This window comes from Solicola gregarius (genome assembly GCF_025790165.1).
Lineage (GTDB): Bacteria > Actinomycetota > Actinomycetes > Propionibacteriales > Nocardioidaceae > Solicola > Solicola gregarius.
Window position 1 is genome coordinate 1,184,559 of record NZ_CP094970.1, and the last position, 26,096, is coordinate 1,210,654.

Below are 26,096 nucleotides of genomic sequence, written 5' to 3' on the forward strand. Positions count from 1 at the left end.
ACGCCAATCCGGGCGGCGTGTTGTGGAACACTCATCCGGCTCATTCGCCACATCCGTCACAGGCGGCTCAGGATCCCCAGGTGCCGCCGTACGCCGCCTCGGTGTTCGCGTCGGTCGCCCGGCAGAGCTCCTCGAGCTCACAGTCGAGCGCGTCGGCCATCATCCGTAGGGTGTGCGGTAGCAGGTACGACGCGTTCGGCTTGCCGCGGTGCGGAGCAGGCGTGAGGAACGGCGCGTCGGTCTCGACCAGGATGCGGTCCATCGGCGTGACGTGGAGCGCGTCGCGTACGTTCGGGGCGTTCTTGAACGTCACGACTCCCGAGAACGACAGCCAGCAGCCACGATCGAGGTACGCGCGGGCGAACTCGGCGTCTCCGGAGAAGCAGTGCATGACCGTACGCTCGGGCGTACCCACCTCGTCGAGTACGTCGAGCACGTCGCCGTGCGCGTCGCGGTCGTGGATGACGAGCGTCTTGTCGAGCCGCTTGGCCATGTCGATATGCGCCCGGAAAGACTCATGCTGCGCCGCCCGCCCCTGCTCACCGGTGCGGTAGTAGTCGAGCCCCGTCTCACCGATCGCGCGGATGCGCTCGTGCGACGTCGCGATCGTCTCGATCTCGTGGAGGGCCTCGTCGAGCTTGCCGGTCTCGACCAGGTGCGGCGTCTCGTTCGGGTGCAGGGAGACCCCGCCGATCAGCTGGTCGTACTCGTCGAGGATCTCGCGTGTCCACCGGGCGCTGTGCAGATCGCAGCCGATCTGCACGACGCGCGAGACGCCGACGGCGGCGGCCGCCTCGAGCGCGGCGGCCGCCGGCAGGCTCTCGGCCTCGCCGCCGTCGATGTCGAGATGACAGTGGTTGTCGACGACCGGGGACGGAAGCGGCTCCGGCGCGGCCGGCCGCTTGTGTGCGTCGGCCATCAGGCGTCCGCCTGCTCGACGCGCGGGAACAGCGACGCGCCCTTCGTCACCGTCGCACCCGGCGGGAGCTGGCCCCATCGGCCCGCGTCGCGTACGTCCTGAGCCTCCAGACCACCGAGGCGCTCGGCCGCGCCGAGGGAGTCCCACAACGCGCGCGAGGTCTTCGGCATGACCGGGGCGTACAGGACGGCGAGCGCCCGCAGCGACTCGGCCGCCGTGTAGAGGATCGTGCCGAGCCGCTCGCGGGCGGCGTCGTCCTTGGCGACCTTCCACGGCTCCTGCTCGGTGACGTACAGGTTGACCGCCGAGACGAACCCCTCGACGGCGCGCAGCGACTCGTGGATCGCGAGCCGGTCCATCGCCTCGTCGGCGGTCTTCGCCGCATCGCCGAGAGCATCGGCCAGCGCGCGCTCGGCGGGCGATGCCTCACCCGGCCCGGGGAGTACGCCGTCGAAGTAGCGTCCGACCATCGACGTGACGCGGGAGGCGAGGTTGCCGAGCCCGTTCGCGAGCTCGGACTCGTACACCGCGCTCATGTGCTCCCACGAGAACGACCCGTCGGAGCCGAACGCGATCGTCTTCATGAAGTAGTAGCGGTACGCGTCGGAGCCGAACGTGTCGATGATCTCGCTCGGGTGGATGGCCGTCGCCTTCGACTTGCTCATCTTCTGTCCGCCGACCAGCAGCCAGCCGTGCGCGAACACCTGCCGGGGAACCGGCAGCCCGGCCGCCATCAGCATCGCGGGCCAGATCACCGCGTGGAAGCGGAGGATGTCGCGACCGACGAGCTGGACGTCGGCGGGCCAGGTGCGCTCGAACTGCCCGTCGTCGTCGCCGTAGCCGATCGCCGTGACGTAGTTGAGCAGGGCGTCGATCCACACGTACAGGACCTGCTTGTCGTCCCAGGGCACCCGGATGCCCCAGTCGAACGTCGACCGCGAGATCGACAGGTCGGTGAGGTTCTGCTTGACGAACGAGATGACCTCGTTGCGGGCGCTCTCGGGCTGTACGAAGGTCGGGTTGGCGTCGTACAGCTCGAGGAGCCGGTCGGCGTACTTGGAAAGAGGGAAGAAGTAGTTGGACTCCGACACGATGTCGACCGGGCGCTCGTGGATCGGGCACAGCTTGACGCCGTCCTCGCCCTCGATCAGCTCGCTGTCGAGCTTGAACTCCTCGCACGCGACGCAGTACGGGCCTTCGTACTCGCCCTGGTAGACCTCGCCGGCGTCGTACAGCCGCTGCCAGAACTCCTGCACCCGCTCGGTATGGCGGTGGTCGGTAGTGCGGATGAAGTCGTCGTTGCTCGCGTCGATGACGTCGAGGACCGGCTTCCACTCGCTCTCGACGAGCCGCGTCGTCCACTCGCGCGGATCGGTGTCGTGCTGCTCCGCCGCCTGCATGACCTTCTGCCCGTGCTCGTCGGTGCCGGTGAGGAACCAGGCCGCCTCGCCGCGCTGACGGTGCCATCGCGCGATGACGTCGGCGGCGACGGTCGTGTACGCACTGCCGATCGACGGCGCGGCCGTCACGTAGTAGATCGGCGTGGTGACGTAGAACGCCTTGTCGGCGTACTTCGGCTCGGAAGGGTGCTCGGACATGGTGACCATCCTAGGTGTCCCCCGAAGCCGGCTCGTACCAGGTTTTGCCGGTCGCGCCGAGGTACGGCTTCCGGCCAATCAGCGTCGCCCTATTGGCGGGAATCCGTACTTCGGCGACTACCGGCGGCCCGGTGCACGGCGTCGAACAGCGCGCGCTTGCGTACGCCGGTCTCGGCCGCGACCTCCGCGATCGCGTCCCGGCGCGACCTGCCCGCCGCCTCGCGGTCGGCGACCATGGCGGTCAGGTCGTCCATGGCGGGTACCGCCGGTGCGGCCGCACCCGCGACCACGATCGTGACCTCGCCGCGTACGCCCTGCTCCGCCCACTCGACCAGATCGGAGAGCGGGCCGCGGCGTACCTCCTCGTACGTCTTGGTCAGCTCGCGACAGACGGCGGCACCGCGGGCGGGCCCGAACGCGTCGGCCATCGCCCGCAGGGTGGCGCCGGTACGGTGCGGCGACTCGAAGAACACCATGGTGCGGCGCTCACCGGCGAGGTCGGCGAACGTACGCGCGCGCTCGCCCGGCTTGCGGGGCGCGAACCCCTCGAAGCAGAACCGGTCGACGGGCAGCCCCGACACGGCGAGCGCCGCGAGCACGGCGGAGGGTCCGGGCACGGCGGTCACCGGCACGCCTGCCTCGATCGCGGCGGCGACCAGCCGGTATCCGGGGTCAGAAACACTCGGCATGCCCGCGTCGGTCACCACCACGACCGTCTCGCCCGCCTGCAGGACCTCGATCAGGTCCGACGTACGCGCCGACTCGTTGCCCTCGAAGTACGACACCACCCGTCCGCCGATCTCGACGCCGAGGTCGGATGCGAGGCGGCGGAGCCGGCGGGTGTCCTCGGCGGCCACGACGTCGGCGGTACGCAGCGCCTCGGCCAAGCGCGGTGAGGCGTCGTCGGGGCGACCGATCGGAGTGGCGGCGAGGACGAGCACGCGTTCATCCTCGCAGCCGCGCCGGCCATGACCCCGTGGGCATGACGTACGCGCGGCGACACGCGGGCGTGTCGCACCCAAACGTCACGCTCACGGAGCGGCGAGGAGTGAGCGCGACCATGGAGCACGGGGCGGGTGGGGCGCGGCGGCTAGCATCGTGCGGGTGACGGTGGACTCGGAGGCGGCGCGTACGAACGTGTCCTCACCCGTCACGCGCCTGGGCCGCGACCGGTTCGGCGCGCTCCTTCCGGCGATCTCCCAGCGGCTCACCCCGATCCGCCGGCGCTCGACCCTCGACCACCCGTGGCTGTGGCCGTCGCTGGTCGCCCTGCTCGCACTCGCCATCCGGGTATGGCGGATCAGCGAACCGAAACACATCACCTTCGACGAGACGTACTACGCCAAGGACGCGTACTCGCTGCTGAAGTACGGGTACGTACGCGACTTCACCGACAACGCCGATACGCGGATCAACGACGGCCGGTTCGACGGGATCTTCAAGGACGTCCCGAGCGAGATCGTGCATCCCGACGGCGGCAAGTGGATCATCGCGACGGGCGAGCACCTCTTCGGCATGACGCCGTTCGGCTGGCGCGTCGCCGCAGCGGTCGTCGGCGCGTTGACGGTGCTCGTGCTCGCCCGCCTGGTCATCCGGCTCACCGGCTCCGTCCCGCTGGGTTGTGTCGCCGGGCTCCTGCTCTGCTTCGACGGACTGCACTTCGTCATGTCGCGCATCGCCCTGCTCGACGTACTCCTCGCATTCTGGATCGTCTGCGGCGTCGCATGTCTCGTCGCCGACCGCGACTGGGGCCGCGCCAGGCTCGCGCGTACGCACGTCACCTCACCGATCGAGGGATTCGGGCCGGTACGCGCCCTGCTCTTCCGTCCGTGGCGGATCACGGCGGGCGTCTGTCTCGGCATGGCGTGCGGCACCAAGTGGAGCGCGATCTATGTCGTCGCCGCCTTCGGGTTGCTGGCGTACGCCTGGGACGTCGGTGCCCGGCGCGGGATCGGGGTGCGCGCCGCGTGGATCAAGTCGGCCCTCGTCGACGGCCTACCCGCGTTCGTCTCCATCGTCGGCGTCGCCGTGGTCGTCTACCTGGCGACCTGGACCGGATGGCTCATCCATCACGACGCGTACGAGGCGCAGTTCGGCCACGGGTTCAACGACAATCCGGCGTGGGGCTCGTACGTCGACGAGGAACCGTCGGGCTTCGTCGGCGAGGCATCGCAGGCATTCCGTTCGCTGTGGCACTACCACCAGCTCGTGTACAGCTTCCACACCGGCGACTACCTGGCCGGCAAGACGCACCCGTACCAGTCGAACCCGCAGGGATGGCTGCTGCTGAACCGACCGGTCAGCATGGCAACACAGACCGACCTGCCTGCGGGAGCCGGCGGATGCACCGAGAGCGGGTGCGTACGCCAGGTGCTCGGGCTCGGCAACCCCGTCATCTGGTGGGTTGGCGTCGCCGCGTTGATCGGCGCCGCATGGCAGTGGATCGTCCGTCGCGACTGGCGTTTCGGGATCCCGGTGCTCGGCGTGGCCACGACCTGGCTGCCGTGGTTCCAGTACGACGACCGACCGATCTTCTCGTTCTACACCGTCGCGATCCTGCCGTTCACGATCATCGCGATCACGTTGGTGATGGGCGTGGTGTTCGGCGGACCGCGGGCCTCTCCGGCCCGCCGCCGCTGGGGCGCCGTCGCCATCGGGACGTACGTGGCGCTCGCCGTCGCGGCGTTCGCGTACTTCTATCCGATCCTGGCGTACCAGATCATCAGCCTCGACCACTGGAACCAGTTGATCTGGTTCAACCGTTGGATTTAGGTCGCCGTTCCCGCGATGTGGGGTGGGGCCTGGGAAGGTTCCCTCACTGCTGACGCTTTACGTTTCGTGAACCTTCCCAGGCCCCACCCCACATCGGCCCACGGTCGGACTTCTCGTCAGTCATGTGGCGAATCCCTGGCCTAGCACGCATCAACTTTCGCAGAATCCAGAAGTGGAAGGGTTCGCACACGGCTGACCGGACTGCGGGCTACTCGTCAGCCAAGTGGGCAGTCCCCGGCCGAGCATGCATCGACACGCGCACAATCCAGAAGTGGAAGGGTTCGCACACGGCTGACCGGACTGCTCGTCGGTCACGTGGGCAGGTCGCCGGTGGAGACCACCTGTACGAGCGGGGCGTACGTCTCCATGACGGCGAGGGATGCGTCGCGGAGCTCGGGGGTCGGGCCGGCGACGGCGTCGCGTACGACCGTCACCTGGACGCCCGCGTCGGCGGCGGCGAGCACCGTGGTGAGGACGCAGCACTCGGTCGAGACCCCGGTGACGACTAACTTGCGGCTCCCCTGCGTTGCCTCGTCGAGCTCATCGCCCCATTTGTTGAACGTCGTACGTGAGACGACCGGCCGGTCGCGTACGTCGAGCGCATCGACGATCTCGTACGCGGGCGCGTCGGGCGGCTGGAGCGCGAACGGCCACTGCCGGTAGTAGTCGACCCACGCGCCCTGGGGGCGCTCGGGTGCGAGGAACCGGGTGAACACGACCCGATCGCCGAACTGCTCCGCCAGCGCGCGGATGCGCGGCACGATCTCGTCGAAGCCGGGCGTCGTCCATTCGCTGTCGGCGTCGCCGAAGATGTGCTGCATGTCGACGACGACGAGCCACGCCTCGCCGTCGGTCACCGCTCCTCCTCGCGACGAACGGCCGAGCGGTTGAGCAGCAGCGATCCGACGAAGCCGATCACGAGTGCGAACAGGACGCCGAGGTTCGCGAATGCCCACGTACCTTCCTTGCCACCGGCGAACTGAAGCGGATCGAGCAGGTAGCCCTGCCAGTCGAGCCAGTCGGCGTACGTGTTGGTCACGAGACCCCAGCCGACGACGGTGCCGACGACCACCAGCCCGACCGAGACCCAGTTGACGGCGCGATAGCGACCCGCCGGATCGAACAGCTCCGCCTCCGCGTAGTCGCGGCGGCGCATCGCGATGTCGGCGATCATCACGCCGCACCATGCTGCGATCGGTACGCCCAGGGTGATCAGGAAGCCTTGGAACGGTCCGAAGAAGTCGTCGGCGACGAAGACGATCAGGATCGTGCCGACGAACATGATCACGCCGTCGATACCTGCCGCCGCCCAGCGCGGGGCCGGCAGCCCGAGGCTGAGCAGCGCGAGGCCGGAGGAGTAGATGTCGAGTGCCGCCCCGCCGACCAGGCCGAGCACGGCGACGATGACGAACGGTACGAGGAACCAGGTCGGCAGCAGCGAGGCGAGCGCACCGATCGGGTCGAGGCCGATCGCGCCGGACAGCTCCGGCGAGGAGCCCGCCAGCAGCAGGCCGAACAGCACCAGGATCGCCGGCGCGAGCGCGGCGCCGAACGTCGTCCATCCCACGACGCTCGCACTCGACGCGTTGCGAGGCAGGTAGCGCGAGTAGTCGGCCGCCATGTTCACCCAGCCGAGCCCGAGCCCGGTCATCATCAGGGTCAGCCCTCCGATGAACGACTCGGTCGAACCCGACGGCAGGTCGCTCACCGTCGACCAGGAGATGTGGTCGGCGACCAGGACCATGTAGACGACGGTGAGCACGGCGCCGATCACCGTGATGTACGCGGAGAGCCGCATGATGGTGTCGAACCCGAGCACGCCGGCGCCGACGATCAGCGCAGTGACGACGACGAGCGCCGCGACCTTGATGCCGTCGCCGCTCCCCCAGCCGAGCTCGTCGAAGACGGTGGCGGTCGCGAGCGTCGCGAGCGCGGTGAGCACGGTCTCCCAGCCGACTGTGAGGATCCACGACAGCAAGGACGGCAGTGCGTTGCCGCGTACGCCGAACGTCGCCCGGCTCGCGACCATCGTCGGCACCGAGCCGCGCTTTCCGGCCAGCGCGACGAACCCGCACAGCAGGAACGAGAACACGATGCCGATCAGGCTCGCCGCAACGGCCTGCCAGAACGAGAGGCCGAAGCCGAGTACGAACGAGCCGTAGCTGATGCCGAAGACGGAGACGTTGGCCGAGAACCACGGCCAGAACAGGCTCCTCGGTGTGCCCTTGCGCTCGGACTCGTCGATGAGGTTGATGCCGTTCAGCTCGATGCTGCCGACACCCTTGACGGTCGGGCCTTCTTGCGTCGTCATGGCAATGTTCTACCCGATGGCACCGACACCTGTCGCCTATTCTTTCCATCGGCATCGCGCACCCGGAGGTCTCATGTCCGCAGCACTCACGTCCGACAACGCCCGGGAGGTGCTGGAGGCACAGCCGTTCAGCCGCCTGCTCGGTACTCGGCTGGACAAGTTCGGCGACGGCCGGGCCGAGCTGAGTCTCGAGATCCGCGACGACCTGCGTCAGCAGTTCGGGTTCGTACACGGCGGCGTGCTCGCGTACCTCGTCGACAACGCGGTCACGTTCGCCGCCGGCACGGTGCTCGGTCCGGCCGTGCTGACCAGCGGGTTCACCATCAGCTACCTCGCACCGGGCAAGGGGCGCGAGCTGCGCGCGTACGCCTCGGTCGTGCACGCGACGCGGCGGCAGGTGGTATGCCGATGCGATGTCATGGCGGTCGACGAGTCCGGCGAGCAGACCATCTGCGCCACCGGACAGGGCACGGTCGTCGCGCGTGGCGGCGAGGTCCCGGCAGCGGGGTAGGGTGCTCTTGGATGTTTACCATGTAAACATGGTAAACATCCACTTTGCACGGCGAATTCACCATGCAAAGCGAACCTTTACCATGTTTACATGGTAAAGGTTCTGCGTGCGGCCGCCCTTGACCTCAACTAGCCTTGAGGTTCTACGTTCGCGGTATGACTAACGAACAACACACCGCCGTCGTGACCGGAGCATCGCAGGGCCTCGGGTACGAGCTCGCCGGCGCACTCGTCGCGCGTGGCTGGCAGGTCATCGTCGACGCTCGTACGCCCGGCCCGCTCGACGAGGCCACGGGAGCGTGGGGCGGGTCGGCCACCGCCATCGCCGGCGACGTCAACGAACCCGCCCACCGGCGCCGGCTCGTCGACGCCGTACGCAACGCCGGCCGCCTCGACCTGCTCGTCAACAACGCGAGCACGATCGGGGCGAGTCCGATGCCGACGCTTGCCGAGATCGACGTCGCGACACTGCGCACGGTGTACGACACGAACGTGATCGCGCCGCTGTCTCTCACCCGTGCGGTGCTCCCGTACCTCGTCGAGGCGCGCGGCATCGTCGTCAACATCAGCTCCGATGCCGCCGTCGAGCCGTACGAGGGGTGGGGCGGGTACGGCCCGTCGAAGGCCGCACTCGACCACGCGACCGCGATCCTCGCGCAGGAGCAACCGGAGATCCGCGCGTACGCGTTCGACCCGGGCGACATGCGTACGGCACTGCACCAGGCCGCGTTCCCCGACGACGACATCTCCGACCGTCCCGAGGCGGCGACAGTCGTACCCGCACTGCTGCGGCTGGTCGACGAGCGGCCCGGCTCCGCACGAGTCACCGCCGCGGATCTCGCCGGGGCGCGAGGAGTCGCATGAGGCCGCAGGCGGCAACGGTCTTCGAGCTGCCGGACTCGCTGTCGGCAACTGGCCCGCCCGAGTCGCGCGGCATCGCCCGAGACGACGTACGCCTGTTGGTCGCCACGGCTTCGGGAGTCACGCACGTGCAGTTCCGCGACCTCGGCGACTTCCTGGAGCCGCCCGACGTCCTGGTCGTGAACAACTCCGCGACCGTTCCGGCGGCGATCCAAGGCGTACGACCGGACGGCCGTCACGTCGCCGTCCACCTGTCCAGTCCGCTCGCCGACGCCACCTACCTCGTGGAGCTGCGCTGCGACGACGGCTCGTGCCGCATTCGAGACGGGCGCTCCGGCGAGCGGATCGCCGTCGAGGGCGGCAGTGTCAGGCTCGCGTCGGCGTACCCGGACGCCAGCACACAAGCGGGTTCCCGCATCTGGCGTGCGGTTCTCGACCTGCCCACCGACCTGCCGTCGTACCTCCAGAGGCACGGCCGTCCGATCACGTACGGGTACGTCGGCGACACCTGGCCGCTCCGCGACTACCAGACGGTGTTCGCCCGCGAGCCAGGGAGCGCCGAGATGCCCAGCGCAGCAAGGCCGTTCAGCGATCGCCTGGTCGCCAGGCTCGTCGCAACGGGCATCGACATCGTGCCGATCACATTGCACACGGGTGTCTCGTCGCTCGAGGCCGACGAGACACCACTATCCGAGCGCTTCGAGGTCTCGGACGCGGCGGCCCGTCGCATCAACCACGCACGCGGCGCCGGGGGGCGTGTGATCGCGGTTGGTACGACGGCCACGCGGGCGATCGAGTCGGCGGCGCGCGACGACGGCAGCGTACGAGCGGCGCAGGGCTGGACCGATCTGGTGATCGGCCCGGGGCGCGGCGTTCGTATGGTCGACGGCATCGTCACCGGATGGCACGAGCCGCAGGCCAGCCATCTGCTGCTGCTCGAGGCGGTCGCCGGCCGCCGCATCGTCGGACGCGCGTACGAGGCGGCGCTCGCCGAGCGCTACCTGTGGCACGAGTTCGGCGACAGCGCGTTGCTCCTGCCCTGATCGCCGAGGTACGGATTCCCGCTCATAGGCGCCCGCCTATTGGCGGGAATCCGTACCTCGGCGGGAACGTACGCCCAACCACGTCTCCACCACCGTGCGCACCTCGTCGGAGTACGTGAGCACGTCCTCGCCCGAGTCGACCGGACGCGCAAGGAGCCGGTCGACCTCCTCGCGACTCCAACCCGTGAGGCGCCTGAACCGACGGCGCCAGCCTTGGTCGATGTCCAGCTGACCGGGCCCGAATCGTTCGGTCACGTCTACCGGCCACCGCTCCCGAGGCGAGAGGGAGTACAGCCCCGGCCAGTGGTCCTGCAGCTCGGGAGCGAGCAGCTTCAGCTGCCGGTACGCCTCCGCCTCGAGCGCATCGAGGCCTGGGTTCGCCGGCCGTGATTGCGGCGCCGCGGTGAGGCCGAGCAGACCGAAGAAGTGCTGCCCGATGTCGCCGGACCCTTCATAGGGGTACGCCTCGACCGAACCGGGGTCGAGCGTCTTCGTCAGGCTCCGGACCACGACCAGCGGGTTGAGCATCCGCTGTCGTCGAGGAAGATCGACCCACTCGTGCAGCGGCCGAACATTGGCCCGCCGCCGCGTCATCTCCCGGTACAGCGAGCGGGCGTAGTCGTAACGATTGCGGAGATACAGCACGCCGCGCACGTCGTCGACGGCGCCGGCCGTACGCAGCGCGGTCAGCGTCTCCGTCAACGCGGGCGCGGCGTACGGATCGCTCCACGCCTCCGACGACATCAGTACGTTCGTCGCATCACTCGTGCCGACCTCGGTGACGAGGCCCTCGAGCAGCTCGGGCCAGACCTCGGCGTCGTTGCGGTAGTAGACGAGGTGTGAGTGCCGGTGACCGACCTCGGGTTCGTCGGTGACGACCCCGGTCATCGGGTACAGCCAGCCGTGCTGCTGCAGATCGTCGCGCTGTCGCCAGGCCTCCTGCTGGATCCGGGACGAGCCGGACTTGAACGTCCCGAGATGGAGCCAGAGCGTCCTGCTCATTGCGCCACGTACCCGTTCTTGACCAGGTCGCGAAAGTGACTGAAGCGCTCCTTCGCGGAAGCCCAGTCGAATGCGAACAGCGGATCCGGGGTACGCCAGTCATCGCCGTAGTTTGCCGAGAGCAGGGCTTCCGGCCGTGCCGGCCCGGGCAGGTCGGAGTTTTCGTCGACGGCGACCGCCGTCAGGGGAAGGACATCCTCGACGGCCACATCTCCGAAGGAGTACGGCCACAGGTAGAGCCGGCCGTCGCCTATCCATCCCGGGAACAGGTCGATCAGCAGGCCATCCGGCGACGCCGCTTTCGTGTGCACCAACGCACGCTCGTCGAACTCGATGTCGAGCAGGCCGTCTTCACGTAGGCGCCGACGCAGCTCCAGCCATTCGTACGCCGCAGCATCGGCATCGTCGGCGTGGAGAACAACGGCGAGGTCGACGTCGTCGTCATGCGCGATGACCCCGTCGCCACGCACCAGGCCGAGCAATGTCCCCGAGTTCACGAAGGCCGGGTAGCCCGCGGCGCCCAGCCGATCCAGCACGGTGCCGACCTGCGGCCACAGGTCGCCGGGCGAGCGCAGCGCGAGCCGCGGGCTGTACCCATGGGTGCTGAGGGTGAGCTCGCCGAGGAGCTGCTGAACCTTCGCCCACAGGCGCTCGTACCGATCGGGCTCGCCCCGGTTGTCACAGGTGCGGCGCACCCTGGCCAGTCGGCGGATGACCCGCCGGCTGTTGAGGCGGAAGTGCACGTCGAGCAGGATGTCGGCCTGCCGCCACGGCAGGTTTCGTTCCGCCGCCGCGACGGCGTCGAGCTCTGCTCGCAGTGCGGCGTACTCCGCCTCGGGCCGATCGCCGGATCGGTGCAGTGCCATGACCCGCTTGCGCACGCGGCGTGGCGTATCAGGGCGCGCAGTGGGCTCGGACACAGCCGAACGTTAACAGCAGGTGACGTACTCCCCGCTGGGCCGCACGTTTGGGCCGCGACACGCCGGTGTGTCGCGGCCGAAACGTGCGGCCCAGCGGGGTTCGGGTACGACGGGCGGTCAGTCGTGGTCGGGTGTCCACTCCTGTGCCGCGATGCCGTTCAGGTCCCACGCCACCTCGCCCTCGCGCAGCGTCAGCTGGGCGGTCAGCTTCTCGTCACCGTCGAGCCGGAGGCCGAAGCTGTCGACGTAACCGAACTCGCCCTCGTCGAGCGAGAACACCGCGACGTCCGCGGGTGCGCCCTCGGACAGGTTGCCCAGCTCGGTACGCCCGATGGTCTGCGCGGGCTCCCAGGTCGAGGCCTCGATCACGTCCGGCAGCGGCATGCCGAGCGTGAGGAGCTTGGACATCACGTTCGACAGGTCCTTCATTCCCGAGTTCATGCTCTCGATGTGCAGGTCGGTCGAGATGATGTCCGGCTCGAAGCCCTGCTCCATCGCCGGCACCGCGACGTCCCACGCGAAGCTGCCGCCGCCATCCCCGACCTCGAACTTCACGCCTCGTTCACGGCCCTCGATCATCCCCGGGTTCACCTTCCCGTCGGGCGTGAGCTCGCCGCGCAGTCCGGAGTACATGTGTGCGTACACGTCACCGGGGCGCAGCTTCTTCGTCAGCAGCTCGTCGATCGGGCGCTCCGGAAGGTTCGCGCCGAAGTCCACCATGACCGGGACGCCGGCGATGTCTCCCGCCTTGACCGAGCGTTCGACCGGCGCCCACTCCGGGCCCTCGAAGTGCGCCGTCTTGATCCCGACGATGACGTCGCTGTTCTCGCGTGCGGCGCGAGCGGTCGGCTTGACCCGCATGTCATTGAGGTTCTGCTCGTAGTTCGCCCCCGCCATCCCGTGGCCGACGATGTTGAGGAACGACAGGATTCTGGTCTTCGAGCGGTCGATCACCTGCGCGCGATATCGATCGATGTTCCGCCAGCCGGGCGACCCGGCGTCGACCGCGGTCGTGACCCCGGAACGGAACGTGAACCCGTCGGGCGCAACCGCGAGCTTGCCTGCGGCGTACGCGTCGTTGGGCCCCGTGAACATGTGTGCATGCATGTCGATCAGGCCCGGTGTCACGTACATCCCGGACGCGTCGACGGTCTGCGCCGCTTCGGCGGGGTCGATCTGCTCGCTGACCGCCGCGATCTTGCCGTCCTCGACCGCGACGTCCATCACCTCGTCGGTGCCGTTCTTCGGGTCGATCACGTGGCCGTCGTCGATCAGCAGCTCGTACGCCGGCTCTGCGCTCGTGGTCGCCTTCGCATCATTGGCAACCGCGCCGTTCGTGGCGGCTGCGCCGGTGACGGTCAGCAGGGCCGCCGCACCGAGGATCGCCGTCGCGCTCCGTCTGTTCGTCATGTCCAGTCCTCTCATCGGCATGCGATGCAGTCGATCTCGACGAGGGAGTCGCCGGGAATGCCTGCGGCAGCGGCGATCGTCGTACGTACGCCGGGCTCGGATCCGAACCGGCCGAGGAAGACCTCGTTCATTCCGTCGTAGTCGTCGAGGGTGCCGAGGTAGACGTTCACCTTGAGCACCTTCTCCATCGACGATCCGGCCGCCTCGAGGTATCGCTGTACCTCGTTGAGCACATGGTCGGTGTGCTCGCGGATGTCTCCGTCGAAGTGCGCCCCGATGCCCGAGATGAAGACGAGTCCGCCGTACGTCACGACCGGGCTGAACAGCGGGTTCTCCGGCTTCTCCCCGAGCCAGTTCACCTTCTTCCTCGGAAACAGCCACGGCGGACCTTGCTTCCCACCGTCGGCGTTCGCCGGAACGGCCGCTCCCAGTGCCGTCGTCGCGGCGGCAGCCGACGCTGCGGCTATCGGCGCTTTCCGGATGAATGTTCGTCTGGTCGAGCTCATGGATGCCTCCTGGTCGATGGGTCCCCAATGCTCGCCGACCGTTTCCCGAAGCACGTCGACGCGCATCTCCGCCACCGAGACTCGTTCCCTCGCCGACGTGTGCGTACATCGTCGGAAGCCTGGCGGTGAGTGTGTGCTGACGCTAACAACGCCGAGGCGTGGCGTTAATCGCGAAAACGCGATGGTCGCTATCTGCTAAACGGATAACGCTCCGTGGTCAAGGTCGGCCGACGAACGAACTACCGTGTTCGCCTTCCTCGACCGGGTGCTCTGAGTTGTCGGATCCCGCGCGTGCCGACATCATCGGAATATTGGGCGGCATGGGGCCGGCGGCGACCGCCGACTTCTACGCGAAGCTGGTACGCGCGACGCCGGCCGGTACCGATCAGGAGCATCTGCGTACCCTCATCTGGTCCGACCCGACCATTCCCGATCGCACCGCGGCACTTCTCGAGGACGGCCCGGACCCGGTGCCGAGCCTCGTCGCGGGCGCCCGCAGGCTACAGGCCGCGGGGGCGGCGTTCATCGCGGTTCCCTGCAACACTGCGCATGCGTTCCTGACGTCGATCGAGAACCAGGTGGACGTTCCCTTCCTGAACATGATCGAGGAGACCTGTCGGCGAGTGGTCGAACACGTCGGCCGCTCCGGCACCGTCGGTGTCCTGGCAACGACGGCGACCGTACGCAGTCGCATGTACCGCGATTCCCTGGAACCCACCGGCGCCAGCGTGCTCGCGCCGGACCACATCGGCCAGGAACGCGTGATGCGCGGCATCTCGCGGGTCAAGGCCGGATCGATCGATCGCGAGGCACGGGCCGCGGTCGCGCGGTCGGCGAGGGAGCTCATCGACCGCGGAGCGCGCCGTGATCGCGGCTTGCTCGGAACTGCCCATCGCACTGGACCGCGAACGCTTGCCCGTACCGATCATCGACGCCACGCAGATTCTCGCCGAGGCGGCAGTGGAGCGAGCCCGAACTCGCGTACCCGCTTTGAAATGAGCCGCCGTGCAGTAGCCCGGTCGTTCGGGCTCAGCCGGCGTCGGCTTCGACGATCCGCTCGAGCGTACGTCTGCCCCAGCGGCTCATCGGCGGGTTCGACGCACGGTAGTACCAAACCAGCCCCATCGCCTGCTGGAACGCCCACGCCATCCCGCGCCGCCACTGCACCTCGCCACCTCCGAGAGACGCGTGGAAGACCTGGCGCCGGGGTGCGTCCAGCAGATGCCAGGCCGCGACCAGGTCGAGCGCCGGGTCGGCCGGGCCGAACCCTCCTCCGTCAAGTACGCCGGTGAGGCGACCGTCGCGCACGAGCAGGTTGGGTGGGATCAGGTCGCCGTGACACATGGTGTCGGCGTCGACCTCGGGGAGCGTACGCAGCTCGGCCCAGATCGCGCGCAGACGCGGTACGTCGAGCAGACTCTCGCTGCGCCGGAAGCAGGTCTCCATCCAGTCATCGTGATCGGGAAGGTGGCCGCCGCGACCATCGCCGACGAACGTCCGCCCTCGGGTGGCGACGGTACGAAGACGCGCGATGAACGCGGCGAGGTCTTCCGCGAACTCCGGCGACGCCGCCGGGTCGTCGATCGTCGCGATGGTTCCCGGTAGCCACGTCTGCACGCTCCACGGCAGCGGATAGCCATCACCGGGCTCGCCGATCGCAACGGGCTCCGTTACCGGAACGGTCGCGTGGTCGGCGAGCTCCCTTGCGGCAGTCGCCTCGGCCTCGAGCGACGCACGGACCTCACCCGGATCCACGCCCTGCAACGGGAAACGGGCCGCCACCTCGTCGCCGACGCGGAAGATCGCGTTGACGGTGCCGCCCGCGACCGCTCGTACGGGAAGCCCCCGCCACTGCGGGAACTGGTCGTCGACCAGGCGACGGACGGTTCGGCCGTCGATCTCGCGCTGCCCTTCGTGCATGACCATGACAGCATCGTGGCATTCGATGTCCGAGACCGCGCCATCCTGAGGCAGCGGCGGGTGCAGTCGCGGAGCGCGTGGATGTCAAGACTCGTTGTGAAACCGCCGATGAAGGACCATCAACTCTCCGTGCAACTCTACGAAGTCCGCCAGAGTCAGCGCCGCAGCAAGTTCGTCCAATCGGCGGCCGAACAACTCGATCAGAGCGGCGTTCGACGTATTGCCAGTCATGACGAGCAGCAGCCTCCGCGGGCTCCCGGTTGCAGCGTGGGAGTAGCGGAAATCGGCGTCCTTCGTCACAACGACGGCGTCGTCTGTGTCTGCGTGCGCTGCGATCTCAGCGTCCAAGGCAGTGACACCGGTCGGAAGATCGGCGACATGCTGCCCCTCATGCCCGGCCGCATCGAGAAACCGGGCGAGGCGCGGCGGCAGCTGCGCGTCGACGATGAACCGCACGACGAACTACAGCGTCACAGTCTGGCCACCAGAAGCAGCTGCTCCATACTCCAGCGCTGCCAGTAGATCTTCGCGTTCCAGGTACGGATAGTCCGCTAGAACCTCCTCGAACGTCATGCCGGAGGCAAGGAGCTCGAGAACGGCTTGGACCGAAACGCGCGTCCCGCGAAGGGCAGGTTTGCCGTGCAAGACCATCGGATCAACAGTGATCCGATTCCTGAGTTCGTCTGCGCCCGCCATAACAACCATTGTGCACTCGCTTCCTCTTGGGGCCAATGTCTTGTCGAAACAGTAGGCGCGGGCACTGACGGCGAACGCCGCCCGAAAACGGCCGTGGCGCGTGTCGATCGACGGGGGTGCCCGTTCGACCTGGGCATGAGAGGGTCCGAATGGCGGGCCCGACGGAACAGGGAGACATTAACCATGAAGTACATGCTGATCATGCGCGCCAACGACGAGACATTCGCCGCGTACCAGGATGTCGACTTCGGCGAGATCGTGGAGTCGATGGGCAGGTTCAACGACGAGATGATCCAGGCGGGCGTACTGCTGGCGGCCGAGGGGCTCGACCCCGACCCCTCGTCCGGCGTGGTCGTCGACTACTCATCCGAGCCCCCCGTCGTCACCGACGGGCCGTACGGCGAGACGAAGGAGCTGTTCGCCGGCTTCTGGATCATCGACGTCACCTCCCGGGAGGAGGCCGTCGAGTGGGCCAAGCGGGCACCCTTGGCAGGCCCCGGGAGCAAGGCAGAGATCCGGCGCGTCACCTCGATCGACGAGCTCCCGCAGGACAACCCGTGGATCGCGAAGGAACGCGCCTGGCGCGAAGCCACCGGCCAGCTCTGAACCGGACGGTGACCGATGGCAGACCCGACCGGGCGTGACGCCGTCGCGGCGGTCTGGCGGATCGAGTCGGCGCGGATCGTCGGTGCGCTCGCACGCTACACCGGCGACTTCGCGCTGGCCGAGGACGTCGCGCAGGAGGCGCTCGCCGAGGCGCTCGTGAACTGGCCGCGCGACGGCGTGCCCGGCAGCCCTGTCGGATGGTTGCTCAGCGTCGGCCGACGCCGGGCGATCGACACGTTCCGACGGCGCTCCGCGCTCGACGAGAGGTACGCCGCCTTCGCTCACGACCTGGGAGAGGGCGGCGCCGCCTCGGGCGGTGCACCCGCGGATCAGATCAGCGACGCCGAGGACGTGCCGTGGGATCCGGACCGGATCGACGACGACGTCCTCGCGTTGACGTTCATCGCCTGCCACCCCGTCCTGTCCCGGGAGGCCAGGGTGGCGCTGACCCTTCGGGTGGTCGGCGGCCTGACGAGCGACGAGATCGCGAGGGCGTTCCTCGTGCCGACGGCGACCGTGCAAGCCCGCATCACGCGAGCGAAGAAGACGCTTGGCGCGGCGCACGTCCCGTTCGAGCTGCCACCCGCGTACGAGCGCCGCGAGCGACTCGGATCCGTGCTCAGCGTCGTCTACCTCATCTTCACCGAGGGGTCGTCGGCGAGCTCCGGTGAAGACCTGATCCGCCTCGACCTCGCGAGCGAGGCGCAACGCCTCGCTCGACTGCTCACCCGCCTGGTTCCGGACGATCCGGAGACGTACGGCCTGCTCGCGCTCCTCGAGCTGACCGCCGCTCGCTTCCCCGCCCGCACCGGTGCCGACGGCGAGCTCGTGCTGCTGGAGCACCAAGACCGCCGGCGGTGGGACCGCGCGGCGATCCGTCGAGGTCGAGCGGCGTTGGCCCGGGTCGAACGCGCGGGAAGAGGACTCGGCGCGTACGGTCTGCAGGCGGCGATCGCCGAGTGTCATGCCGTCGCACCGTCGGTCGACGCGACGAACTGGGAGCGGATCGTCCTCCTGTACGAGGCGCTCGGTCGACTCGCTCCGTCCCCGGTGGTCGATCTCAACCGAGCCGTCGCCGTCTCCATGGCCGAGGGACCGGCAGCTGCGCTGGCGATCGTCGACGAGCTCGCGGCGGCCGATGCGCTGCCGGGCTCACAGCTCCTGCCGGGAGTGCGCGGGGAGCTACTCGCCCGCCTGGGGCGTGTCGATGCCGCACGTACGGAGCTCGAACGAGCCATTCGCCTGTGCAGCAACGAACGTGAGCGCGCGGTGCTGGAGCGCAAGCGCGGCGAGCTCGGGTGAATCGCTCGCTGCACTGTTCGAACCTGCCTTTCCATGGCAAGGTGTGCGGATGGAACAACGCGGGCATCCCGAGAGTGACCCAGAGTTCCGACCTCTGGGATCCATCGACTTCGAACCGGCAACCTGCCCGGTCTGCGGCTTCGACGAGGTCGGCAGGCAGCTACGGAAGAAGTTCCAGGACATCGACCTGTGCTTCGGCGTCTGCGTACGGTGCGGCACGTTGTACGCGAACCCGCGCATGACCACCGACTCGCTGCACACGGTGTACGACTCCGAGGAGTTCTTCGAGGGCCGGGAGAACAATCTCAACTACTACTCGTTCCTCAGCGGCGAACGCTATCTGCGCCGCACGGCGCGCGGACGCATCGACCGCTTCCGCGACAAGGCACCAGGGCGCAACCTGCTGGAGGTCGCGTCGGCCGCCGGGTTCTTCCTCGCCGAGGCCAAGGAGAGCGGGTTCGATGCCGAGGGCGTCGAGATCTCGAAGCCGATGGCCAAGTACGCGTCGGATCGATGGGGCGTGCCCGTGCGAGCCGGATCGATCGAGGACGTCGAGCTGGAGGACGAGTCGTTCGATGTGATCGCCTCCTGGGGCGTCATGACCATCCTGCGCAACCCGGCGGCCGTGATGGCCAAGTTTCATGCCGCGTTGCGACCCGGCGGCGTCTGGGCGTTCAACACCTACGACTGCCGGTCGTTGTGGGGACGCCTGTTCGGCTCTCGCTGGTACATCCTGGTGCCCAACACCAGCCAGATCCACAATGACCGCACGCTGCGCCGGCTCATCGACGAGGCCGGGTTCGACCTGGTGGCTCGACGGCGGGACCGTCCGTACGCGAGTGTCGAACGCCTCCTGTTCGTCCTGCTTTCCCACGTCAGTCACGGCGTACGCGACAAGTTCTTCGAGCGCGTGCACTTCCTCAACCGGCTGATCATCCCCGTTCGCGCCCCCGACACGTTCGAGTACGTCTGTATCAAGCGCTAGTGGATCGCGGCGCCACCAACCGGTCGAGGCGCGCCTGTGCAGCGAGGCGGGTCGGAGCGCTGTCCGCGCCATAGCCGTCGTACCCGTCGACGCGTTCGACCACCTCGAAGAAGACGCGTCCGATCCGGGGTGTGTAGAAGTGTCGGAACTCACCGCGATCGTCGCGGTCATAGAGCAGGTCGTTGCTCCGCAGGCGCTCCAGGACATCGTCGGCGAGGTCGAACCGCGCGCGTAGGTCGTCGTAGTAGTTGGCCGGAACGGGCAGCGGTCGGAGGCCACGCTCGCGCGCGTGCCGGGCGACCGCCGCCACGTCGTCGCACCGCAGCGCGACGTGCTCGGGGAAGCGCGTCTGTCCGGCCGGTGCGACATTCATCGGGATCCGTACGCTGCCGTTCGCATTGCTCATCACCTGGCTGCGCACCAGGCCTTGCGGTCCCGCGATCTCCGTCGCGCTCGGCGCCTCAAGGCCGAGGACGCTTGTATAGAAGAGAACCGCCTCGTCGTGGGCCTCCCAGCTGTGCGCCAGATTGACGTGATCTACCGACGCGACGCCGCTGTCGCTCGCGACGTGGCCGTGTTCGAACTCCTCGGCCCAGAACGGCTCGGCGCCGCCCGCGGAGCGACCGTTGAGGAACACCTCGAGCCCGCTGGGGGCCACGAACCCGGAGAGCCGCTGCTCGCCCGCGTGCGTACGACGCGCGGCCGGTCGTACGGCCAGGTCTCGTGCGCGCTCGCTGGTCGCGGCGGCGTCGCGTACCTGGAACCCGACACCGGCGACGTGCGGCTCCAGGTCGCGGGCATGTTCCTCGTTGAGCACGATCCGCGCCTGGCCGGCCGACCAGAGGCGTACCGACTTGGTCCGATGCTTCCCCCGGAAGACGAGGCCGAGCTGGTCGAGCATGACCTCGACCCCGCTGGTGTCCTCGGCCTTGATCTCGACGTAGTCGAGGCCGGTCGGTACGTCGACGTCTGCGATCCGGCTCAGCGAATCGGTCGGGCCGAGGAGTCGGGCGGCTCGGTCCTCGAGCCAGACCAGCGAGCGCAGCGCGTGCTCTGCGGTCCGCCGCGTGTCGGTCTGTCTGAAGGTGTCGTTGAATACCTCGAGCGAGAGCGGGCCGTCGTACCCGGCCCGAGCGAGGTGCACGACGAACCGACCCAGGTCGAACGCGCCCTCGCCGGGGAAGAGCCGGTGGTGGCGGCTCCACGAGAGCACATCCATGCTGAGCGCCGGCGCGTCCGCGAGCTGGACGAAGAAGATCTTCTCGCCCGGGATGTCCTCGATCGCAGCGGGGTCATGGCCCCGCGAGAGAATGTGGAAGCTGTCGAGGCACACCCCCACCGCTTCGTGGTCGACGCGCTCGACGATGCGCCAGGAGTGGCGATAGTCGTCGACGTACGTGCCCCACGCCAATGCCTCGTACGCCACCCGGATCCCGTACGACGCCGCGAGATCGCCCAACCGATGCAGCTGGTCGGCCGACACCTGGTCGGAGTCGATGGTCGCCGTCCCGACGTTGCTGCAGACGAGAATGGTGTCCGCGCCCAGTCGCCGCATGACCTCGAAGCGCGTACGCGCCCGGCGCAGGTTGGCCTCGAGCAGGTCGGGCGTGACGCCCTCGAAGTCCCTGAAGGGTTGGTAGAGGTCGATGCTGAGGCCGAGCCGGTCGGCGAGAGCACGGATCTCCTCTGGGCTGGAGTCGCTGACCACGAGGTCGGGCTCGAAGATCTCGACCCCGTCGAAGCCGGCCGCCGCGGCAGCGGTCAGCTTCTCCTCGAGGCTTCCGCTCAGGCACACCGTCGCGATCGAGCGTCGCACCTCGATCTCCTTTCGGTCGGGTTCGTCCTTCGCCGGCTCAGTGCCCGGCGCGGTCGGCGGATGCGATCAGCTCGTCGAAATGCGCGTGCATCCGCGCCGTGTTCGGTTCCCTGCCGGTGATCAGCCGCAGGCTGTCGACCGCCTGACCGACGGCCATCCCACCGCCGTCGAGGGTTGCGAGCCCTCGCGCGCGGGCTCGTCTGACCAGCTCGGTCTCCAGCGGGAAGTACACGACTTCCGCCACCCACGCGGACGGACGCAGGCGCTCGACGTCGATCGCGACGCCCGGGTGCTGTTTCATGCCGGTCGGCGTCACATGCACCACGCCGTCCGCGACCGGGAGCCACTCGTCGATTCGGCCTCCGCTGGTGACCAGACGTCCGCCGGACGCCTCGGCGAACCGCTGCACCATCGCCGAGGTGGCGTCCTCGTTGAGGTCATGGACGACGACGCGGTCGAGATCCATGTCGACCAAGGAGGATGCGGTCGCCAGCCCGGCACCTCCCGCTCCGACCTGCACCACGGTCCCTCCGGCCGGGCGCCCGGCGAGGAAGAGCTCGAGGGCGGCACGAAATCCGGTGCAGTCGGTGTTGTGCGCCGTGCGCCTGCCTTCTCCGAGGAGCACCAGGTTGGCCGAGCCGACCCGGCGTACGACGTCGCTGCGTTCGTCGACGTACTCCAGCACCGCCAACTTGTACGGATGCGTCACGTTGGTCGCGACGAACCCTTCCGCTTCGAGCCGACTCAGCTCGGCGCCGAGGTCGACGTCCGGCGAGTCGATCAGGTCGACGGTTCGGTACTCGTACTCGAGGCCGAGATGCTCGGCCTCCCGCATATGCATGGCGGGCGAGAGGGACGGCCCGATCCCGTGACCGAGCAGTCCCACCTTGTAGCGCGTCATCGGACCGCTCCGACGGGTGCGGCCGTCAGCAGCCGGCGTGGGTTGGCGATCATCATGGTCTCGATCGCCGCGTCGTCGACTCCCTGATCTCGCAGCGTTGGTACGACGCGACGGCTCAGGTGGTCGGGCGTCCAGTGCGGTGCGTTCGTGCGCCGCCAGGAGGGAGGCGTGATCCGGCTGAAGTACGCGCTGTCGTGCGAGAGCACCAGCTGGCTCGCGTACCCCCGACGGACCAGCTCCGCGACCATCGCGATCCGGGTCGTGTCGTCGCCTGTGTGCGACATGCCGAAGCGGTCCATCCCGAGGGTGGCTCCGGTGTCGACGAGCTCGAGGACGTAGTCGAGGTCGGTGCTGTCGCCGCTGTGGCCGATGACCAGGTGCGATGCCGGTACGCCGCGCTCGAGGAAGAAGCGCGCCTGGTCGAGGCCGTTACGCAGCGCCGGGTTGCTGTGGGTCGTGACCGGCACCCCGGTCTCGTGGTGGACGGTCGCGGCCGCCTCCATCACCCGAACCACGTCCGGCGTGAGACCCGGTGCGTCGGTGACGGCCTTCAGTACGCCCGCGCGTACGCCGGTCTCACCGATCCCGTCGACGACGTCGCGCCGGAGGATCTCGACGAGCGGGTCCGGACCACCGACCAGGCGACCCGGACCGTGGGTGCGAAAGTACGGAGGCAGGACGTCGTCGGTGTACCAACCGGTCGCCGCGACGATGTTCACCCGCACCCGCCGTGCGACCCGGCCGACCAGCTCGGCACTACGCCCCAAGCCGGGCACGGTGAGGTCGACGACCGTTCGAACGCCGAGATCGAAGAGCTCCTCGAGCCCGCGTACGGCCGACGCCACCGCGGCGTCGGGATCCCACTCGGGATGAGGGTGCTCTCGATCCAGCTCGGGGAACAGCACGAACAGGTGCTCGTGGGTGAGTGTCCACCCCAGGTCGGCGGCGTCCACCGACCCGCGGTAGGTAGGGACGGCGGCGCTGGGGTCGCCCCCAACGCCCGTCACTGCGCCGAGTCCTTGATTGCCTCGTAGACCGCGAGCGAGTCACCCTTGAGGTTCTCGCGGAACCAGGCGTCGGTCTGGTCGGCGAACGCCTCCTGGTCGACGTCATCGACGATGTCGATCGCGTCCTCGCTCTCCCATTTGTCGAGGATCTCCTTCTCTGCCTTCTCGACGCACCCCGGCATCTGCTTCACGGCGGCGGCCACAGCGTCGTCGAGCGCGGACTGCTGCTCGCTCGTCAGATCGTCGTACGACGGCGCGGCCACGATCAGGTTCGAGTTCTGTGCATGGTCGGAGATGCTGAGATAGTCCTGCACCTCCACGAGGTTGCTGGCGTCGATGTTGGTCAGCGGATTCTCCTGACCGTCGACGACGCCCTGCTGCAGCGCGAGGTACAGCTCCTCGTACGCGACCTCGGTCGCATCCGCACCGAGTGCCTTGGCATTCAGCAGGAACTGCGGAGATCCGGGGAATCGCATCCGCAGCCCTTCGAGGTCCGCCGGCTCGCGGATCGGCTTGTTCGCGGTGAACTCGCGCGCACCGGCCGACCATGCGCCGAGGATCGAGACGTCGGAGGCGGCCTTGAAGTCCTTGCGGAGCTGGTCGGCCGCACCCTCCTCGAAGAACCTCTCCAGATGCGCGGCGTCGTCGAACGCGTACGCCGCGTCGATCACGCCGACCGGGTCGTACACGGCCGCCAGCGCGGACGCGCCCTGGATGTCGATGTCGATGTCGCCGGACTGCACGGAGGCGATCCGGTCGGCGTCCTCGCCGAGCTGGCTGGCGGGGTAGATCTCTACCGACACCCCGACATCGGCGGCCTCGACCTCGTCCTTGATCACCTCAGCGCCACAGGTGTGCTGTGGCTGGTCCTCGGTGTAGCTGTGGGCGAGGGTCAGCTCGACGTCGCCTCCGCCGGACGAGTCGTCGCCGCCACAGGCGGCCAGCGCCAACGGGACACTCAGGGCTGCGACGAGCGCGAGCCTCTCACGGTTGGTCTTCATCGGACTTCCTTTCCTGGGCCGCCGGATGGGACCGGTAGCCCGCACTTCACTGATGGGGTAGGGGCAATCCCGAGGTTCATAGGCCGAGCCGATCCGGCAACCACGTCACGTAGCCCGGAAACGCGATGACTGTCAGACAGACGACGACGAGCGGTACGAGGAACGGAAGCGTGCCCCGGAATACCTCTCCCACCGGGACCTTCTGCGTCGAGCTGAGTACGTAGAGCACCGTGCCGACCGGTGGCGTGAGCAGCCCGATCATCAGCGAGATGATCATCAGCACGCCGAGCACGATGGGGTCGACGCCGAGCTGCATGCTGATCGGCATCAGGATCGGCACCACCAGGACGAGCGTCGCGGTGGCGTCGATGACCGTGCCCAGGAGCAGCATCAGGACGGCGACCAGCAACAGGAACACCGTGCCGTCGTCGGTGAGCCCCAGCACGAACTCGGCGAGATCCTGCGGCACCCGCTCGCGCGCGAGCACGTACCCGAGCAATGCCGCGGAGGACACGATCAGCATGATCGCCGCGGTCGTCATCACCGTCTCCGAGAAGATCCGCGCCAGCATGCGTACGTGGAGTGCGCGGTACGCGAAGCCGAGCACGAACATGTACAGCGCGCCTACGGCCGCCGCCTCGGTCGGGGTGAAATAGCCGGCGAGGATGCCGCCCAGGATGATCACCGGCGCACCGAGCGGGAGGATCACCCGCCGGCCGGTATGAGCGACCCGCGCCCAGGAGAACCCGATGTGTTGGATGTCGGCCTGGCGGCGCACCAGGAGGAAGACCGTGATGCAGAGCCCGATCGCCATCAGGATTGCGGGGATCACCGACGCGGCGAACAGCGCCCCGGTCGACACGGCCGCCTGCCCCGCGAAGATGACGGCGGGGATGCTCGGCGGCATCACGGGTGCGATCAGCGCGGAAGCGCCGACGACGCCGAGACCGAACCGGCGCGAATAACCGTTGCGGGCCATGGCCGGAATCTCCACCTTGCTCAGCGCGGCAGCATCGGCGACCGCAGACCCGCTCATCCAGGAGAACCCCAGGCTGACGCCGACACTGACGTACCCGAGACCCCCGCGGACCCTGCCGAACAGCGCGAGTGCGAAGTCGAAGAGGCGGTCGGCGATACCGGCGTGGTTCGCCACCACGCCGAGCAGTACGAACAACGGGACGGCGAGGAGCGGGAAGCTCGCGGTGGAGTCGGCGATCAGCCGCATGGCGAGGCCGAGCGACTGGTCGGTCAACAACAGGTACGCCAGGCCGGGCCCGAGGAACGCGAAGGCGACGGGAACGCGCAGTATCAACAGCGCGATGATGGCGAGCAGCAGCAGCGTGACGGTCACGGCCTTGCCTCGCCTTCGACCCGGCCGTCGAGGTCGACGGGCCCGTTGACCTGGATGTCGAGCTCGTCCGACCCGCTCGATGCGGGCACGCCGTACCGCGCCACGAGGGCCGCACCGACGGCCGCCCGGACCGCCGTACTGGCGAATCCGATCATGGGGATCACGTACACCCACGACATCGGGAGTCCGAGCGACGGTGAGGAGAGGTTCTTCGACTCCTCCACGAGGCTCTCGCACGCCCAGGCGAACCCGGCGCCGATGACGGTGACCAGTACCAGCGCGAGCACGTGCAGGGCGCGAACCACCAGCTCGTTCGGGATGTTGTCGACGAGTTGCAGGGCAATGTGCCCGTCGCGGGTGACGAGGACGCCGGCGGCGGCGAACGTCAGCCAGACCAGGCCGAACTGGGAGAGCTCGGCGGTCCAGGTGAAGCTGTCGATCGGCAGGTAGCGTTGGGCGGCCTGCAACAACACCAGTACGAAGATGAGCGCGAGCGCAAGACACGCAACGCCCATCTCGACTGCCGTCAAGATCCGTATCAGGCGCGCAAGCGGCGAGCGCCGCGTACGAACGGGGACTGCGGACACGGTGGGCACTCCTTCGCCGCCGGCGCACCCGGCGGTGTGGTCGCTGTCACAGGTTCCGCACACTAGGAACGC

General features: G+C 68.5%; 25 protein-coding genes and 1 pseudogene. 8 read left to right on the forward strand and 18 right to left on the reverse strand.

Annotation, left to right across the window (positions count from 1 at the left end; genetic code table 11):
• Positions 1–67: 67 nt before the first annotated feature.
• From L0C25_RS05895 to rsmI, 3 genes are all read right to left on the reverse strand, one after another.
• Positions 68–919 carry a TatD family hydrolase gene (locus L0C25_RS05895; RefSeq protein WP_271635505.1) on the reverse strand — a complete coding sequence of 284 codons (852 nt, stop codon included), beginning with the start codon at positions 917–919 and terminating at the stop codon, positions 68–70.
• Positions 919–2,517, reverse strand: coding sequence for a methionine--tRNA ligase (gene metG / locus L0C25_RS05900; RefSeq protein ID WP_271635506.1), 1,599 nt, complete (start codon positions 2,515–2,517; stop codon positions 919–921). The genes L0C25_RS05895 and metG overlap by 1 nt, the downstream gene beginning before the upstream one ends.
• A gap of 89 nt (positions 2,518–2,606) precedes the next feature.
• Complete coding sequence (gene rsmI, locus L0C25_RS05905) at positions 2,607–3,458, reverse strand: 16S rRNA (cytidine(1402)-2'-O)-methyltransferase (RefSeq protein WP_271635507.1); 852 nt, start codon at positions 3,456–3,458, stop codon at positions 2,607–2,609.
• A gap of 163 nt (positions 3,459–3,621) precedes the next feature.
• Between rsmI and L0C25_RS05910 the strand changes: the two genes are divergently transcribed.
• The gene (locus L0C25_RS05910) at positions 3,622–5,289 is read left to right on the forward strand and encodes a dolichyl-phosphate-mannose--protein mannosyltransferase (protein ID WP_271635508.1); all 1,668 of its coding nucleotides are present in this window, start codon (positions 3,622–3,624) and stop codon (positions 5,287–5,289) included.
• A gap of 311 nt (positions 5,290–5,600) precedes the next feature.
• Here L0C25_RS05910 and L0C25_RS05915 read toward each other — a convergent pair whose 3' ends face one another.
• Together L0C25_RS05915 and L0C25_RS05920 are read right to left on the reverse strand one after the other, a co-directional pair.
• Positions 5,601–6,146, reverse strand: a complete 546-nt coding sequence (locus tag L0C25_RS05915) for a cysteine hydrolase family protein (RefSeq protein ID WP_271635509.1) — start codon at positions 6,144–6,146, stop codon at positions 5,601–5,603.
• Complete coding sequence (locus L0C25_RS05920; protein WP_271635510.1) at positions 6,143–7,600, reverse strand: purine-cytosine permease family protein; 1,458 nt, start codon at positions 7,598–7,600, stop codon at positions 6,143–6,145. The genes L0C25_RS05915 and L0C25_RS05920 overlap by 4 nt, the downstream gene beginning before the upstream one ends.
• Before the next feature lie 73 nt (positions 7,601–7,673).
• Here L0C25_RS05920 and L0C25_RS05925 point away from each other — a divergent pair, with 73 nt between their 5' ends.
• The 3 genes from L0C25_RS05925 (at position 7,674) to L0C25_RS05935 (ending at position 10,014) form a co-directional block, all read left to right on the forward strand.
• Positions 7,674–8,111 (forward strand): PaaI family thioesterase, encoded by a 438-nt coding sequence (locus tag L0C25_RS05925; protein WP_271635511.1) that lies wholly within the window; start codon positions 7,674–7,676, stop codon positions 8,109–8,111.
• Between the two features lie 155 nt (positions 8,112–8,266).
• Positions 8,267–8,974 carry an SDR family NAD(P)-dependent oxidoreductase gene (locus L0C25_RS05930; RefSeq protein WP_271635512.1) on the forward strand — a complete coding sequence of 236 codons (708 nt, stop codon included), beginning with the start codon at positions 8,267–8,269 and terminating at the stop codon, positions 8,972–8,974.
• Positions 8,971–10,014 (forward strand): S-adenosylmethionine:tRNA ribosyltransferase-isomerase, encoded by a 1,044-nt coding sequence (locus L0C25_RS05935; RefSeq protein ID WP_271635513.1) that lies wholly within the window; start codon positions 8,971–8,973, stop codon positions 10,012–10,014. The genes L0C25_RS05930 and L0C25_RS05935 overlap by 4 nt, the downstream gene beginning before the upstream one ends.
• A 36-nt stretch (positions 10,015–10,050) precedes the next feature.
• On the opposite strand, the gene L0C25_RS05940 is transcribed toward L0C25_RS05935, so the two are convergent.
• The 4 genes from L0C25_RS05940 to L0C25_RS05955 form a co-directional block, all read right to left on the reverse strand.
• Complete coding sequence (locus tag L0C25_RS05940) at positions 10,051–11,016, reverse strand: HAD family hydrolase (RefSeq protein ID WP_271635514.1); 966 nt, start codon at positions 11,014–11,016, stop codon at positions 10,051–10,053.
• Complete coding sequence (locus L0C25_RS05945; protein WP_271635515.1) at positions 11,013–11,936, reverse strand: hypothetical protein; 924 nt, start codon at positions 11,934–11,936, stop codon at positions 11,013–11,015. Before L0C25_RS05945 ends, L0C25_RS05940 begins: the two co-directional genes overlap by 4 nt.
• A gap of 117 nt (positions 11,937–12,053) precedes the next feature.
• Positions 12,054–13,346 (reverse strand): amidohydrolase/deacetylase family metallohydrolase, encoded by a 1,293-nt coding sequence (locus L0C25_RS05950; RefSeq protein ID WP_271635516.1) that lies wholly within the window; start codon positions 13,344–13,346, stop codon positions 12,054–12,056.
• A gap of 11 nt (positions 13,347–13,357) precedes the next feature.
• The gene (locus L0C25_RS05955) at positions 13,358–13,852 is read right to left on the reverse strand and encodes a RidA family protein (RefSeq protein WP_271635517.1); all 495 of its coding nucleotides are present in this window, start codon (positions 13,850–13,852) and stop codon (positions 13,358–13,360) included.
• Positions 13,853–14,010: 158 nt separating this feature from the next.
• Here L0C25_RS05955 and cuyB point away from each other — a divergent pair.
• Positions 14,011–14,703, forward strand: a pseudogene (gene cuyB, locus L0C25_RS24185) (cysteate racemase); the annotation flags it as partial.
• A gap of 178 nt (positions 14,704–14,881) precedes the next feature.
• Here cuyB and L0C25_RS05960 read toward each other — a convergent pair.
• The 3 genes from L0C25_RS05960 to L0C25_RS05970 form a co-directional block, all read right to left on the reverse strand.
• Positions 14,882–15,778, reverse strand: a complete 897-nt coding sequence (locus L0C25_RS05960) for an aminoglycoside phosphotransferase family protein (protein WP_271635518.1) — start codon at positions 15,776–15,778, stop codon at positions 14,882–14,884.
• A 78-nt stretch (positions 15,779–15,856) separates the two neighbouring features.
• Entirely contained in the window at positions 15,857–16,228 is a 372-nt protein-coding gene (locus L0C25_RS05965) for a DUF5615 family PIN-like protein (protein WP_271635519.1), read from the reverse strand.
• 6 nt (positions 16,229–16,234) lie between these two features.
• Positions 16,235–16,468 (reverse strand): DUF433 domain-containing protein, encoded by a 234-nt coding sequence (locus L0C25_RS05970; RefSeq protein ID WP_271635520.1) that lies wholly within the window; start codon positions 16,466–16,468, stop codon positions 16,235–16,237.
• A gap of 183 nt (positions 16,469–16,651) precedes the next feature.
• Here L0C25_RS05970 and L0C25_RS05975 point away from each other — a divergent pair, with 183 nt between their 5' ends.
• The 3 genes from L0C25_RS05975 to L0C25_RS05985 are packed head-to-tail and all read left to right on the forward strand — an operon-like array spanning position 16,652 to position 19,361.
• Positions 16,652–17,074: a YciI family protein gene (locus L0C25_RS05975; RefSeq protein ID WP_271635521.1), complete on the forward strand. Its 423-nt coding sequence runs from the start codon at positions 16,652–16,654 to the stop codon at positions 17,072–17,074.
• Positions 17,075–17,089: 15 nt separating this feature from the next.
• Positions 17,090–18,376, forward strand: coding sequence for an RNA polymerase sigma factor (locus L0C25_RS05980; protein ID WP_271635522.1), 1,287 nt, complete (start codon positions 17,090–17,092; stop codon positions 18,374–18,376).
• A 49-nt stretch (positions 18,377–18,425) separates the two neighbouring features.
• Positions 18,426–19,361 (forward strand): class I SAM-dependent methyltransferase, encoded by a 936-nt coding sequence (locus tag L0C25_RS05985; RefSeq protein WP_271635523.1) that lies wholly within the window; start codon positions 18,426–18,428, stop codon positions 19,359–19,361.
• Here the strand turns inward: L0C25_RS05985 and L0C25_RS05990 are convergent.
• From L0C25_RS05990 to L0C25_RS06015, 6 genes are all read right to left on the reverse strand, one after another.
• Positions 19,351–21,177 (reverse strand): bifunctional sugar phosphate isomerase/epimerase/4-hydroxyphenylpyruvate dioxygenase family protein, encoded by a 1,827-nt coding sequence (locus L0C25_RS05990; protein ID WP_271635524.1) that lies wholly within the window; start codon positions 21,175–21,177, stop codon positions 19,351–19,353. The two genes, L0C25_RS05985 and L0C25_RS05990, sit on opposite strands and share 11 nt — an antisense overlap.
• Positions 21,178–21,214: 37 nt before the next feature.
• Positions 21,215–22,078 (reverse strand): shikimate dehydrogenase, encoded by an 864-nt coding sequence (locus tag L0C25_RS05995; protein WP_271635525.1) that lies wholly within the window; start codon positions 22,076–22,078, stop codon positions 21,215–21,217.
• On the reverse strand, positions 22,075–23,085 hold the full coding sequence (locus tag L0C25_RS06000) for a phosphotriesterase family protein (RefSeq protein ID WP_271635526.1): 1,011 nt from the start codon (positions 23,083–23,085) through the stop codon (positions 22,075–22,077). Before L0C25_RS06000 ends, L0C25_RS05995 begins: the two co-directional genes overlap by 4 nt.
• Positions 23,082–24,086 carry a DctP family TRAP transporter solute-binding subunit gene (locus L0C25_RS06005; protein ID WP_271635527.1) on the reverse strand — a complete coding sequence of 335 codons (1,005 nt, stop codon included), beginning with the start codon at positions 24,084–24,086 and terminating at the stop codon, positions 23,082–23,084. Before L0C25_RS06005 ends, L0C25_RS06000 begins: the two co-directional genes overlap by 4 nt.
• A 76-nt stretch (positions 24,087–24,162) precedes the next feature.
• A complete protein-coding gene (locus L0C25_RS06010) occupies positions 24,163–25,437 on the reverse strand; it encodes a TRAP transporter large permease (protein WP_271635528.1) in 1,275 nt (424 codons plus the stop codon).
• On the reverse strand, positions 25,434–26,024 hold the full coding sequence (locus L0C25_RS06015) for a TRAP transporter small permease (RefSeq protein WP_271635529.1): 591 nt from the start codon (positions 26,022–26,024) through the stop codon (positions 25,434–25,436). The genes L0C25_RS06010 and L0C25_RS06015 overlap by 4 nt, the downstream gene beginning before the upstream one ends.
• Positions 26,025–26,096: the final 72 nt, after the last annotated feature.

Excerpts from the sequence above, each read along its gene's own strand:
- L0C25_RS05895 (WP_271635505.1), bottom strand. The coding sequence starts at position 919 with ATGGCCGACGCACACAAGCGGCCGGCCGCGCCGGAGCCGCTTCCGTCC.
- metG (WP_271635506.1), bottom strand. The coding sequence starts at position 2,517 with ATGTCCGAGCACCCTTCCGAGCCGAAGTACGCCGACAAGGCGTTCTAC.
- L0C25_RS05920 (WP_271635510.1), bottom strand. The coding sequence starts at position 7,600 with ATGACGACGCAAGAAGGCCCGACCGTCAAGGGTGTCGGCAGCATCGAG.
- L0C25_RS05925 (WP_271635511.1), top strand. The coding sequence starts at position 7,674 with ATGTCCGCAGCACTCACGTCCGACAACGCCCGGGAGGTGCTGGAGGCA.
- L0C25_RS05930 (WP_271635512.1), top strand. The coding sequence starts at position 8,267 with ATGACTAACGAACAACACACCGCCGTCGTGACCGGAGCATCGCAGGGC.
- L0C25_RS05935 (WP_271635513.1), top strand. The coding sequence starts at position 8,971 with ATGAGGCCGCAGGCGGCAACGGTCTTCGAGCTGCCGGACTCGCTGTCG.
- L0C25_RS05940 (WP_271635514.1), bottom strand. The coding sequence starts at position 11,016 with ATGAGCAGGACGCTCTGGCTCCATCTCGGGACGTTCAAGTCCGGCTCG.
- L0C25_RS05950 (WP_271635516.1), bottom strand. The coding sequence starts at position 13,346 with ATGACGAACAGACGGAGCGCGACGGCGATCCTCGGTGCGGCGGCCCTG.
- L0C25_RS05955 (WP_271635517.1), bottom strand. The coding sequence starts at position 13,852 with ATGAGCTCGACCAGACGAACATTCATCCGGAAAGCGCCGATAGCCGCA.
- L0C25_RS05960 (WP_271635518.1), bottom strand. The coding sequence starts at position 15,778 with ATGGTCATGCACGAAGGGCAGCGCGAGATCGACGGCCGAACCGTCCGT.
- L0C25_RS05970 (WP_271635520.1), bottom strand. The coding sequence starts at position 16,468 with ATGGCGGGCGCAGACGAACTCAGGAATCGGATCACTGTTGATCCGATG.
- L0C25_RS05975 (WP_271635521.1), top strand. The coding sequence starts at position 16,652 with ATGAAGTACATGCTGATCATGCGCGCCAACGACGAGACATTCGCCGCG.
- L0C25_RS05980 (WP_271635522.1), top strand. The coding sequence starts at position 17,090 with ATGGCAGACCCGACCGGGCGTGACGCCGTCGCGGCGGTCTGGCGGATC.
- L0C25_RS05985 (WP_271635523.1), top strand. The coding sequence starts at position 18,426 with ATGGAACAACGCGGGCATCCCGAGAGTGACCCAGAGTTCCGACCTCTG.
- L0C25_RS05995 (WP_271635525.1), bottom strand. The coding sequence starts at position 22,078 with ATGACGCGCTACAAGGTGGGACTGCTCGGTCACGGGATCGGGCCGTCC.
- L0C25_RS06005 (WP_271635527.1), bottom strand. The coding sequence starts at position 24,086 with ATGAAGACCAACCGTGAGAGGCTCGCGCTCGTCGCAGCCCTGAGTGTC.